Here is an 11196-nt window from a genome sequence, read left to right as displayed (position 1 = left end):
GCCAACTTCATGGGATTCGTCAAACTCGCAGCCATCGCCATCTGGCTCAAATAGCTAAATCGTCACTACCGCCTAGGTACAGCGTCGAGGCTTTCAACGCGACACATAATCATCTGTTTAGAATTATCTATTAGATATTGCGATTGTTAAGAGTCTTAACGTTAATTGCGGGAATGAGATCCTGCAGCTTCCTTGGTGCGCGCTGGATCATGATGCTCATGCCGCCGACGTTTGAATTTGGCCAGCATGAGGGACCATGTCTTTCTTCAAGAACGCGTCGATCAAGTCTAAAATCTACACTGTGCTCGTTCCGATGGCTGCGATCGGGATAGCAGGAGCAGCCTATATATCCTACGAGTATCGCCACACTGCAAATATGTTCTATTCGTTTGTGACGAAGGATACGGTTGCTTCCAGCGATATGTTCCGCTCGGTTACATCGCTACTGAATGCGCCCTATACCGGCTACCAATATGCGCTTTCAGACGAGGCCGCCAATCGAGCGGAGTTTCGGTCGACCTATGAAGACTCCAAGAAAACACTCTATGAGCGGCTGGACCAAGCTGCATCGCTGACGCCGGAGGACGCAGCCGACATCAACGCCTTCAAACAGCGGGTGGTCGAGATCTTCGCAATTCTCGACAAGGCATTTGCTGCGCTGGATGCTGGTCAGCGTCCGTCGGCCATTGCACTCCTCGCTCAGTCGGATGAAAAGGTGAAGCAGTGGCGGGATGATCTGCGAAACTGGAACAATGCCAATCTCGTCGTCTTGCGCGACGACAGTAACGGGTTGAAGCAACAGGCAGACAGTACGATCCTCATGACGCTTGCCGCTTTGGCACTTCTTTTCGGATTAGGGCTTGCGGGTGCCCAAATCGTTGCGACGCGCGGCATCAACAGACCGATTGCAGGGCTTCAACGCCGCATGATCAGCCTGGCTGGTGGTGAGGTGTCCGAAACTGTCGATGGCATTGATCGCAAGGATGAGATCGGTGCCATGGCTAAGGCGGTTTCGGTGTTCCGGGACAATGCCGTCGAGCGCATGCGACTGGAAACGGAAGCTGCGGTCAACCGCAGTCTTTCCGAAGAGGAGCGACTGGCGCGTGAGGCCCAGAAGGCACAGGAGGCGTCCGATATCCAGTTCGCGGTGGATCACCTTGCCGCAGCACTGACCCGCCTGTCTGAAGGCGACGTTTCCCACCGGATCGACCATGCCTTCGTGCCAAGCCTTGATGGCATTCGACAGAGCTACAATAATTCAGCCGCCAAGCTTGAGGATGCCCTGATGCGGGTGGCAGAGAATGCCCGTGTAATCGATGGCGGTGCCAACGAAATCCGTGCTTCGGCGGATGATCTGGCAAAGCGCACAGAGCAGCAGGCGGCCTCAGTCGAGGAGACGGCTGCGGCGCTGGAGCAGATTACGACTGCCGTGAAGGACTCGACACGTCGGGCGCAGGAAGCCGGTTCACTGGTCGCGCACACCAAGGCGGAGGCAGAACGTTCCGGCGAGGTGGTTCGTCGCGCCGTCATTGCCATGCAGCAGATCGAGAAATCCTCTTCCGAGATTTCCAGCATCATCAGTGTCATCGACGAGATCGCGTTCCAGACCAACCTGCTGGCGCTGAATGCTGGTGTTGAGGCGGCGCGGGCGGGGGAAGCAGGCAAAGGTTTTGCCGTCGTGGCGCAGGAGGTGCGGGAACTTGCGCAGCGGTCGGCTAGCGCGGCGAAGGATATCAAGGGTCTGATCACCACGTCCAACGAGCATGTGCAGTCTGGCGTGGCTCTGGTGGGGCAGACTGGCGAGGCGCTGACCAAGATCTCGTCCGAAGTAGTCGAGATCAATGGCCATGTAAGTGCCATCGTCGAGGCGGCTCAGGAGCAGTCTTCGGGTCTGCAGCAGATCAACACCGCTGTAAACCAGATGGATCAGGATACCCAGAAGAATGCGGCAATGGTGGAGGAAACCAATGCGGCAAGCCATTCCCTGGCCAAGGAGTCCGCATCGCTTGCGCAATTGCTGGCGCAGTTCCGGCTCTCAAATTCCGGTCGCGGTCCGGTCCAGGGTGTTGTCGTGGCGGCTCCCGCAACACGATCGGCTGCAACACAGCCGGTGGTTTCTCCGGCACGCAGCCTTGGCCGAAAACTGGCGGCCGCCTTCTCCGGCCGTGCTGCCACGGCGGAGAGCTGGGAAGAGTTTTGATCCTTCCCGAATAAGATGAAGATGGCGGCGAGATCGTTTCCCGCCGTTTTTTTCGATCAGATCATTTCAAGCGGTTTCTTGGCTGCAGGTGGAGCGAGTGCGCGATCCAGCTCCGCCCAGTCCTCGTCAGAGATCTCCAGATCCACGGCTTCGCTCAGTTCACGAATACGATCCGGCCGACTGGTTTTCGGAATTGCCAGAACGCCATCGCGTTCCAGCACAAAGGCGAGCGCAATTTGCGCAGGTGTTGCCTGATAGGCTTTCGACAGGCGGATGATTTCCTTGTGGTGCAGCAGATCACCCTGTCCCAGCGGAGAATAGGCCATAACGGGCAGGCTGCGCTCCTGGCACCATGGCAGGAGATCGAATTCTATGCCGCGACGAGCCGCGTTATAGAGAACCTGGTTCGCAGCGCAGTTTTCTCCACCCGGAATGGAAAACAGCTCTTCCATGTCATCGACATCGAAGTTCGATACGCCCCAGGCACCAATCATGTCTTGCTGACGCAGGATTTCCATGCCCGCGACTGTTTCTGTCAGAGGCACGTCGCCACGCCAGTGGAGGAGATAGAGGTCAATCTTGTCGATGGCCAGCCGTTCAAGGCTGCGGGCGCAGGCATCCTGCACGCCTTGTGTGCTTGCGTTCCAGGGGTAGACCTTGCTGACCACGAATGCCTTTTCGCGGCAGCCGCGCAAAGCTGCGCCCACCACAAGTTCTGCTCCGCCTTCGCCGTACATTTCGGCGGTATCGACAACGCTCCAGCCACATTCAAGGGCAGCCCGAATGCTGCTCATCTCGTCCGGCACCTTGTCCGGGTCCTCTCCCATCTTCCACGTTCCGATCCCTAGAGCGGGAACCGTTATCGTGGTCGGAAAGCTGACGGTCGGCAAATCATCGCGCATGGAAAATCCTGAAATTATTGAAGCCTCATCTCGTACAGTTATGGTCGTGCTTCACCCATCAAAATCAAGCGCAATTCTATCAATTGTGCAAATTGGCATGGGAGCAGGATCTTGCGTATGATCTGCCGGACAGTTGCATCTGCTTAGAAAGGGGGCTGCCGGTGACGACAGATAATCGAGACGATCATCACGACGGCCATCATCACCATGACAACCACTACTCCGACATGGAGGCTCGCGTCCGGGCTCTCGAGACCGTGCTAACGCAGAAGGGGCTGATCGATCCCGCTGCAATCGACGCCATCGTCGAGACCTACGAGACGAAGGTCGGACCACGTAATGGTGCGCATGTGGTAGCCCGCGCCTGGGTGGACGCAGACTTCGCAGACTGGTTGAAGCGCGATGCGACGGCGGCGATTGCAAGCCTTGGCTTCACGGGACGACAGGGCGAGCACATGCGTGCCGTCTTCAACACCGGCGATACGCATAACCTTGTCGTCTGCACTCTGTGTTCCTGTTACCCGTGGTCGGTCCTCGGCCTGCCGCCGGTCTGGTACAAGGCGCCGGCCTATCGGTCTCGTGCCGTGATGGACCCACGCGGCGTGCTTGCGGAGTTCGATGTCGTGCTTCCTGAGACGACGAAAATCCGGGTCTGGGATTCCACTGCCGAACTTCGCTATCTGGTGATCCCACAACGTCCAGAGGGCACGGACGACATGGATGTCGAACAACTCATGCACCTCGTGACGCGCGATTCCATGATTGGAACGGGATTGGCCCTTTCACCCTCCGCGAGGCAGAAATGAACGGCCCTCACGATCTTGGTGGCCAGATGGGGTTCGGCCCAGTCTCGCCTGAAGCCAATGAGCCGTATTTTCATGCGGAATGGGAGAAGCGGGCTCTGGGGATCACGCTGTCCTGTGGTGCTTTTGGCGCGTGGTCCATTGATGAGAGCCGCCACGCGCGCGAATGCATTCACCCCGCGAACTATCTTTCTGCCAGCTACTACGAAATCTGGATCCGGGCGCTGGAAGTGCTGCTTGAACGGCATGATTTCGCGAGTAGATCCGAGGTCGCGGAGGGCCATGCGAGAATGCAGGCGGCGCAACCCAAACGTATCTTGACCGCCGACAAGGTTGCCGCGGTGCTGGCCAAGGGTGGTCCTTGCGACAGGCCGGTTGAAAGCGCTCCGCTGTTCTCAGTCGGCCAGCGGGTTCGAACCATCAATGAGCATCCTGCCCATCACACGCGCCTGCCGCGCTATGCCCGAGACAAGGTCGGCATTGTTGAGGCGGTGCAGGGATCTTTCGTATTTCCCGATGACAATGCTCACGGAAAGGGCGAGAACCCGCAATGGGTATATACCGTCGTCTTCGATGGGCAGGAGATCTGGGGCATGGGTTCAGAACCCGGCCTGACGGTTTCGGTCGATGCCTGGGAGAGCTATCTTGAGCCTGTATGAAACCCAAAGCCCGCTGACGCAGTCGATTAGCCTGCCGCGGTCGCGCGAAGGCGACCCGGTGTTTTCAGAGCCCTGGCAGGCGCAGGCCTTTGCCATGACCGTTCACCTTCATCAGAAGGGTGTGTTCAGCTGGCAGGAATGGGCTGACAGCCTGTCGCGTGAGGTTCATCGTCCGGGTCGCGCAGCCGACGGATCGGAATACTTCGAGGCCTGGCTTGCCGCGCTCTGTCATCTGCTGTCCGAGAAGAATGTTGCGTCTTCGGCGACGCTGCTTGCGCTTCAGCAGAGTTGGCAAAGAGCGGCCGAAGCCACCCCACATGGCAAACCCATCGAACTGGCGAGTGATCCGATGCGGGGGCAGTAGCCGCTTCATGAGGAATTGAGGTTGCTATTCTGTTCCGAATCCCGGAAAGAGAGGCATGCAATTCGCACCTCAGCAAGACGAGGCCCTCAAGGCGGTCTCCAAATGGTTGAAAGAAGGCCATAGCCAGGTCTTTCGTCTGTTCGGTTACGCCGGAACAGGCAAGACGACGCTTGCCAAGCACTTCGCTGAAAACGTGGATGGCGAAGTGCTGTTTGCGGCCTTCACGGGCAAGGCAGCGCAGGTTCTGCGCTCCCGGGGTGCTTCGAATGCCAGGACGATCCACTCGTTGATCTATCGACCGCGAGGGGAAGAGGCCGTCGAGGACGAGGAGACGGGCAAGACCTCGATCGCGCCCATGTTTTCCATCAATCGCCAAAGTCCGCTAGCCAAGGCGGCGCTTATCATCATCGACGAATGTTCAATGGTGGATGATCAACTCGGTCGCGATCTGATGAGTTTCGGAACACCGATTCTTGTTCTGGGGGATCCCGGCCAGTTGCCGCCGGTAACGGGTGGCGGTTTCTTCACGGAACAGGAACCGGATTATCTGCTGACGGATATTCATCGGCAGGCGCGCGATAACCCGATCATTCAGCTTGCCATGCAGGTGCGCGAAGGCCGCGAGATCATGCACGGGGATTACGGCAAAGCGCGGGTCATTTCCCGTCACGATGTCAATCAGTCACTGGTGCTGGAGGCCGACCAGGTACTGGTGGGTACGAACAAGACGCGGCGTCGCTATAACCAACGCCTTCGCGAGTTGAAGGGGTTCAATCTTCCCTATCCGCAGTCTGGTGACAAGCTCGTGTGCCTGCGCAATGATCCGGCCAAAGGTTTGCTGAACGGCTCCCTGTGGCAGGTGATGAGCTCGTCGCGCGAGACGGTGAAGCCCGGCATCAACTTCATGATCCGCCCGGAAGATGACGATATGGATCGCGGTGCCGCCAAGATCAAACTGCTTAAGCAGGCATTCGAAGAGGAAGGGGAAATCCCCTGGAACACCAAGAAGCGGTACGATGATTTTGATTTCGGCTATGCTTTGACTGTGCACAAAGCGCAGGGTTCTCAATGGAACAACGTCGTCTTGTTCGATGAAAGCTGGGCATTCCGAGACACGCGCGAGCGTTGGCTCTATACGGCCATTACGCGCGCCGCTGAAACGATCACGATCGTCCGCTGAATTCTTCAGTGGACGATTGACTGAAGGACTTACTTGGACTCCATTTTTGAGAGCGTTGACACCAGAGCACGGTTACCCTTGCCCGATTGCTGCGCAATCGTCGATAGCTGCAGGTCTGGTGCTGCGGCTGTAAAGCCTGCCTGTTTGAGCCTCGCAATCATTTCCTCTTCGGGCTTGCCAGCCAGGGCAGAAATGTGTGTAGGCTTGGCGCTGCTCAACAACCTGACGATGCCGTCAATCGGGTTGCCACCCGCTTCGCCGCTTGCTGAGCCTATAGGTAAAAGGAACGGGATGCAGGCAGGCACGGAAACGCCCAATGCATCGACATGGGTGCGCGTTTGAAAAAAGCTCGTCGGTCACCAGTTTTTCCACAGTTGCAGAACAAACGGCGCAATCATTACCATGCTAAGCTATTTCTGGATGCCGTGGAAATCGCCCGGACCCCAATGGAAGAAAGGGCGATGCTGGAAGGCAATGAAGCAGGAAGAGCCCTGTTATGAATTGCGTTGCCTATCGCGAAACAAAATAAGCCATGCGTATAGCCCCCGCTTGAAACTGGTTCCATCGGTACACTTACGCTTCGGATTCGTCACGTTACATGTTCGAAATACTCTAGAGATATCATCGGATGTCTTTCCTCAATGGGTTAGGATGCCGAGTATCAAGGCTTTCGCTGCCGCCTGATACCGGTTGGCGACTCCAAGCCTTGTTATGAGTTGCTCCTCCAGATCGCTCAGTTGGGCGTTAGATATCCCAAGACGTTCGGCTAGCGGAGCGCCCTTGTATCCTTCCGTAAGCAATAGAAGGCAATCTCGCTCCTGATCGGCCAGGGTCGGCAGGCATTCATCCTTGCGGGGTATTCCGTGGCTAACACCCTCCGTAAATGTCCTGATCTGCTGGAGTTGTCGGTGGAGGGTGGATAGTTCGCTTGCCAGTTCGCGTTTTCGCGTTTCAAGAGCCGTCTTGAACAGGAGATCCGCTTCCTGCTGGGTCTGCGCATCGGCGATCTGCAACATGAGATCCTGAATCGATGCCAGCGACAGTCCCATTTCGCGGCAAGCAGAAATAATTGACATCCGCCTTATACAATCCACCCCATAGACGCGCATGGCGCCGAGTCTGTGCGGGGCTATCAAACCTTTCTCTTCATAAAAATGCAGGGTTCTATGCGTCACGCCAAAAAGATCTGCCATTTCGGCGATCGCCAATGGTGCATCTGCCGTGATCAACACGTCGGTCATCGTCGGTAGAAAGTCGTAGCCGCTATTCCCTCCCGTTGATGCTGTTCCTACTCGTGTATCTAATATAGTATTTCGCACGAATTCTGCCTCCTCATGCGAATTATCTCGCAGTTGCGAGATAATTATAAAAAATACTCCTTGTACCCACTATACTGTTACTATGATTACAACTTAGCATCTTCGCTGAAATGCGATACTACCAATCTATCATCACAAGAAATGATAGATTGTTGAGTTTTTAGCATATGCCACGGTCTGTTCGCCATTGCGGATCATTGGAGGTTTGGGCTAAAAAACCGCACTTACCGCAAGGATATGACAATGCCCGCGAAGCTTTCCGTCAATCTCAATGCCGTCGCCACGCTCCGCAATCGTCGTGATTTGCCTTGGCCTAGCGTCAGGCATCTGGGAAGGCTTGCCCTGCAGGCTGGTGCTTATGGGTTGACGGTGCATCCCAGACCGGATCAGAGACATATTCGCTTCAACGATTTGCCGGTCCTGCGGGCCTTGATCGACGATGAATTTCCAAAAGCGGAATTCAATATCGAAGGATATCCCAGCGAGGATTTCCTTCAATTGTGCGAGAAAGTTCAACCGGAGCAGGTAACACTTGTTCCGGATGATCCCACCCAGGCGACGTCCGATCATGGGTTCGATTTTAGGACCCAAGGCGAGATGCTGAAGCTGGTCATCGAGCGGCTCAAGGCGGGCGGCATGCGGGTCTCTGTTTTCGCCGACGGGGACGGTGACGTGGACGCCGTTAAGCTAGCGAAAGCAACCGGTGCGGATCGGATCGAGCTTTACACCGGTCCCTACGGCGGCTGCTTCGACAACCCCCGGGAAGGCGAGCGCCAGCTTGAGCTGCTGGGTCTGACCGCCGATGCCGCTTTTGCAGAGGGTCTTGGCGTCAATGCGGGGCATGACCTGACTGTGGAAAACTTGCCAGCGCTGATGCGTAGGATTCCGCGTCTTGCGGAGGTTTCAATTGGCCATGGGTTAACGGCGGATGCGTTGGTATACGGAATGGCCGAGACGGTCAGGCGCTTCCGGCGCGCATGTGGCGAAACTATCTGAGCGTCCGTTGAACGCAAATCGGCGACGGGGTGGGCACCCGCCGCCGACTTCAAGGCTAACCTTATGTGGTTAGCCCAAAGCTGCCTTGTTTTGCTGAAAGAAATCAGCAACCGTCTGCGCTTTGCGGCCGGTGAGCCTTTCGAAATCGTCGGTGAGCAGATCAAAATTGCCTGCCCGAATGTTGGCGTCGGCGGTCACAATCAACTGAACCACAAATTCCGGCAAACCCGCGCTACGCGCGCCTTCGGCCAATTGCTCATCGTTGATTTGCACAACGTTCAACGGCTTTCCGGTCAGATCCGAGACGATCTTAGCAACGTCTTCCGCTGTCACGCATTCCGGACCGGTGAGGGTGAAGATAACACTTGCTTCGGATGGTGTGGCCAAGGCTGCTGCAGCCGCGGCAGCGCAGTCCGCACGCGAAATGTTCGGCACCTTTCCGCCAGCCTGTGATGTATACCACGTGCCGACCGCAAGGTTCTGCGGGAGGTTCATGAGGTAATTTTCAATGTACCAGGAATTGCGTAGGATTGTATAGCGAAGTCCACTCGCCTTAATCGCTTCTTCCGTTCCCAAATGGTCTGGAGCGAAGCTGATGACTGACTTGTCTGGATTCGGCATCGACGTATACACTACGTGCTTCACGCCAGCCTTTTGCGCCGCAGCCACTGCGGCCTTATGCTGCTCCAGCCGCTTGCCGGGTTGAGCCAATTCATCGCTTGAGATAATCAGCAGACGGTTGATCCCCTTGAACGCTTCGTCCAGGCTGGCGATATCATTGAAATCTGCGCGTCGCGTTTCCACGCCTTTCGCTGCCAGATCTGCGAGTTTGTCAACGTTGCGGCTTGCGGCAACAATGTCAGAGGTCGGAATCTTGCCTTGAGCTAGCAATTCGGCAACGACAGCCAAGCCAAGCTGACCTGAAGCACCTGTTACAAGAACTTTCGTCATTTCAATTCCTTCCATTAGAGACTTGCCAGGTCGATCGGCAAGTAGAAACTTTCTGGTCTCTTTTCGAGAGTTACAACAGAATAGGAATTGACCGGCTGCTGTAAAGAAGGCAGTTTCTCGGGACTAGGTTACAGAAAGGGAACCATAGTGGACCAGCGGGTTACCGGATTTGGGATTAGTTTGCTGACGGGCAAAAACGTGGCATGGGATGCGAGCAATTGCCCCATCCGTGATGTGATGAGCCAGATCAGCGGAAAATGGTCCATTCTGATCTTGCACGCTTTGTCGGAGAGACCCTATAGGTTTGGAGCCTTGCGCCGTCTGGTGCCCGACATTTCGCAGCGTATGTTGACGCAGACACTCCGGGAACTGCAGCGTGATGGCTACATCGACCGTACCGTTTTTCCCACAAAGCCGCCAAGCGTTGAATACAGCCTCACGCAGCTTGGCCATTCCCTGTTCAATGCGCTTTCTCAAGTGTTGATTTGGGCAGAGCGCCATCACGGAGAAGTGCGGAAAGCGCGCGCCCGTTTTGATAGTACAGAGGATGGTGTCTGATTACTCGACCTTTGGTTTCGGCAGTGATTTGTCGCCCTTACATTTTGCCAAGGTAAGCTGCTTGACCGAGAAAATCTGCGTGATGCGCTTTTCGGACCGGTCAACATCCACCGACATGCAGGTGCAGGCGTAACCGTAGTAGCCGTTGGTGCGGACGAACTGTCCGGCGGAGAAATCCGGCATTTTCTCGGCGCCCTTTGCCTCGACATCAGAGCCTTGCGTCATGATCGTCCAGGATCCTTCCTTGTCGTCCAGCCAGTAATTGCCAGGAGTTGGATTAACGATCCAGCCACAGCGATTTTCTGCGGCCTGTGCCGCCGTGTTAATCGCAATGAATGCCGCGATCGCAAGAAGTGTGCGTCTCATCTCGAATGCCTCCGTTTGGATTCGTCCGCCAGGATACAATAAGTTCGGCAGCCGCATTATTTGTATTCGGCCACATGACTGCCGGTTGATATTGCGATGCAAGTCTCAGGCGCTGCTGATGAGACAGAAAAAACTCAGCCTTGACGCTTACCCCTCTTGACCGCACGCCGGAACCACATTAAACGACGGAACCGTACCGTACGGTACTGCAAGGAGTGAGCTAGCTGTGACCGCTGAACTGTCTGACATGCCGGAGTTTTCGCCGCGCCAGAACGCCGTTCTGGAACAGGCGCTCAAACTTTTGGTGGATGGTGGCGAAAAAGCACTTACGACATCGGGCCTGGCCCGTGCCGCCAACTGTTCGAAAGAAAGCCTCTATAAATGGTTTGGTGATCGCGATGGTCTTCTTGCCGCGATGATCGCCTATCAGGCAAGCAAAGTTCGCACATTCGAACGCAGTGGCGGTCGCTTGACTGCGGATCTGCTCCGCGAACATCTGGAGACGTTTGGCCGGGATCTGCTCGAAGTTCTTTCCGGCGAAGTTTCGCTCGCGCTAAATCGCCTTGCCATTGGACAGGCCAGCCGAGAGGGGTCGAAACTGGGCCGCCTCCTGGTAGAGCATGGCCGTCGACAGATCGACCGCCGTGCCATCGGCCTCATGGAAGCAGGCCGTCGTGCCGGTCTCTTACGCTTTCCAGACGCCGATAGTGCCTACCACACACTCTATGGCCTCATCGTTTCGGATCTGCATGTGCGCATGCTACTGGGTGAAAATGGCCTGAAAGACAATGCGCGCCAGGCAGAGAAGGCAGTTCATGCCTTCCTGTCATTACATGGCGCGTCACAGAATACCGAACGCGCCGGTCGTGCGCATTCGGACGCTTAAACAATAGTCAGA

At 56.1% G+C, this 11196-nt stretch carries 13 protein-coding genes; 8 read left to right on the top strand and 5 right to left on the bottom strand.

Annotated elements, in window-relative coordinates; all coding sequences use genetic code 11:
* The first annotated feature begins 256 nt into the window (after nucleotides 1–256).
* Nucleotides 257–2200, top strand: a complete 1944-nt coding sequence (locus tag MUU53_RS15755) for a methyl-accepting chemotaxis protein (protein ID WP_247261740.1) — start codon at nucleotides 257–259, stop codon at nucleotides 2198–2200.
* Nucleotides 2201–2256: 56 nt separating this feature from the next.
* Here MUU53_RS15755 and MUU53_RS15750 read toward each other — a convergent pair whose 3' ends face one another.
* Complete coding sequence (locus MUU53_RS15750) at nucleotides 2257–3102, bottom strand: aldo/keto reductase (protein ID WP_247261739.1); 846 nt, start codon at nucleotides 3100–3102, stop codon at nucleotides 2257–2259.
* Between the two features lie 227 nt (nucleotides 3103–3329).
* Here MUU53_RS15750 and nthA point away from each other — a divergent pair, with 227 nt between their 5' ends.
* From nthA to MUU53_RS15730, 4 genes are read left to right on the top strand one after another with little or no spacing between them, the layout of a single operon-like run.
* Complete coding sequence (gene nthA, locus MUU53_RS15745) at nucleotides 3330–3908, top strand: nitrile hydratase subunit alpha (protein ID WP_247261748.1); 579 nt, start codon at nucleotides 3330–3332, stop codon at nucleotides 3906–3908.
* A complete protein-coding gene (gene nthB / locus MUU53_RS15740; RefSeq protein WP_247261738.1) occupies nucleotides 3905–4564 on the top strand; it encodes a nitrile hydratase subunit beta in 660 nt (219 codons plus the stop codon). Before nthA ends, nthB begins: the two co-directional genes overlap by 4 nt.
* Nucleotides 4551–4928, top strand: coding sequence for a nitrile hydratase accessory protein (locus MUU53_RS15735; RefSeq protein WP_247261737.1), 378 nt, complete (start codon nucleotides 4551–4553; stop codon nucleotides 4926–4928). The genes nthB and MUU53_RS15735 overlap by 14 nt, the downstream gene beginning before the upstream one ends.
* Before the next feature lie 55 nt (nucleotides 4929–4983).
* A complete protein-coding gene (locus MUU53_RS15730) occupies nucleotides 4984–6108 on the top strand; it encodes an ATP-dependent DNA helicase (RefSeq protein WP_247261736.1) in 1125 nt (374 codons plus the stop codon).
* A 29-nt stretch (nucleotides 6109–6137) separates the two neighbouring features.
* Here MUU53_RS15730 and MUU53_RS15725 read toward each other — a convergent pair whose 3' ends face one another.
* Complete coding sequence (locus tag MUU53_RS15725) at nucleotides 6138–6413, bottom strand: hypothetical protein (RefSeq protein WP_247261735.1); 276 nt, start codon at nucleotides 6411–6413, stop codon at nucleotides 6138–6140.
* Between the two features lie 333 nt (nucleotides 6414–6746).
* The gene (locus MUU53_RS15720) at nucleotides 6747–7427 is read right to left on the bottom strand and encodes a MerR family transcriptional regulator (RefSeq protein WP_247261734.1); all 681 of its coding nucleotides are present in this window, start codon (nucleotides 7425–7427) and stop codon (nucleotides 6747–6749) included.
* Nucleotides 7428–7670: 243 nt separating this feature from the next.
* Here MUU53_RS15720 and MUU53_RS15715 point away from each other — a divergent pair, with 243 nt between their 5' ends.
* Entirely contained in the window at nucleotides 7671–8423 is a 753-nt protein-coding gene (locus MUU53_RS15715) for a pyridoxine 5'-phosphate synthase (protein WP_247261733.1), read from the top strand.
* 69 nt (nucleotides 8424–8492) lie between these two features.
* On the opposite strand, the gene MUU53_RS15710 is transcribed toward MUU53_RS15715, so the two are convergent.
* Entirely contained in the window at nucleotides 8493–9374 is an 882-nt protein-coding gene (locus MUU53_RS15710; protein WP_247261732.1) for an SDR family oxidoreductase, read from the bottom strand.
* Nucleotides 9375–9521: 147 nt separating this feature from the next.
* Between MUU53_RS15710 and MUU53_RS15705 the strand changes: the two genes are divergently transcribed.
* Nucleotides 9522–9932, top strand: a complete 411-nt coding sequence (locus MUU53_RS15705) for a winged helix-turn-helix transcriptional regulator (protein WP_377307199.1) — start codon at nucleotides 9522–9524, stop codon at nucleotides 9930–9932.
* Here MUU53_RS15705 and MUU53_RS15700 read toward each other — a convergent pair whose 3' ends face one another.
* Nucleotides 9933–10298 (bottom strand): DUF4087 domain-containing protein, encoded by a 366-nt coding sequence (locus MUU53_RS15700; protein WP_247261731.1) that lies wholly within the window; start codon nucleotides 10296–10298, stop codon nucleotides 9933–9935. It abuts the gene before it with no gap.
* Between the two features lie 247 nt (nucleotides 10299–10545).
* Between MUU53_RS15700 and MUU53_RS15695 the strand changes: the two genes are divergently transcribed.
* Entirely contained in the window at nucleotides 10546–11184 is a 639-nt protein-coding gene (locus MUU53_RS15695; RefSeq protein WP_247261746.1) for a TetR/AcrR family transcriptional regulator C-terminal domain-containing protein, read from the top strand.
* Nucleotides 11185–11196 lie beyond the last annotated feature (12 nt).

The organism is Affinirhizobium lemnae (assembly GCF_022968395.1).
Classification (GTDB): Bacteria; Pseudomonadota; Alphaproteobacteria; order Rhizobiales; family Rhizobiaceae; genus Neorhizobium; species Neorhizobium lemnae.
The sequence above is the reverse complement of the archived record's forward strand: the minus strand, read 5'-3'. Positions and strand labels throughout refer to the sequence as shown.

Excerpts from the sequence above, each read along its gene's own strand:
- MUU53_RS15755 (WP_247261740.1), top strand. The coding sequence starts at position 257 with ATGTCTTTCTTCAAGAACGCGTCGATCAAGTCTAAAATCTACACTGTG.
- MUU53_RS15730 (WP_247261736.1), top strand. The coding sequence starts at position 4,984 with ATGCAATTCGCACCTCAGCAAGACGAGGCCCTCAAGGCGGTCTCCAAA.
- MUU53_RS15750 (WP_247261739.1), bottom strand. The coding sequence starts at position 3,102 with ATGCGCGATGATTTGCCGACCGTCAGCTTTCCGACCACGATAACGGTT.
- MUU53_RS15710 (WP_247261732.1), bottom strand. The coding sequence starts at position 9,374 with ATGACGAAAGTTCTTGTAACAGGTGCTTCAGGTCAGCTTGGCTTGGCT.
- MUU53_RS15715 (WP_247261733.1), top strand. The coding sequence starts at position 7,671 with ATGCCCGCGAAGCTTTCCGTCAATCTCAATGCCGTCGCCACGCTCCGC.
- nthA (WP_247261748.1), top strand. The coding sequence starts at position 3,330 with ATGGAGGCTCGCGTCCGGGCTCTCGAGACCGTGCTAACGCAGAAGGGG.
- nthB (WP_247261738.1), top strand. The coding sequence starts at position 3,905 with ATGAACGGCCCTCACGATCTTGGTGGCCAGATGGGGTTCGGCCCAGTC.
- MUU53_RS15695 (WP_247261746.1), top strand. The coding sequence starts at position 10,546 with ATGCCGGAGTTTTCGCCGCGCCAGAACGCCGTTCTGGAACAGGCGCTC.
- MUU53_RS15700 (WP_247261731.1), bottom strand. The coding sequence starts at position 10,298 with ATGAGACGCACACTTCTTGCGATCGCGGCATTCATTGCGATTAACACG.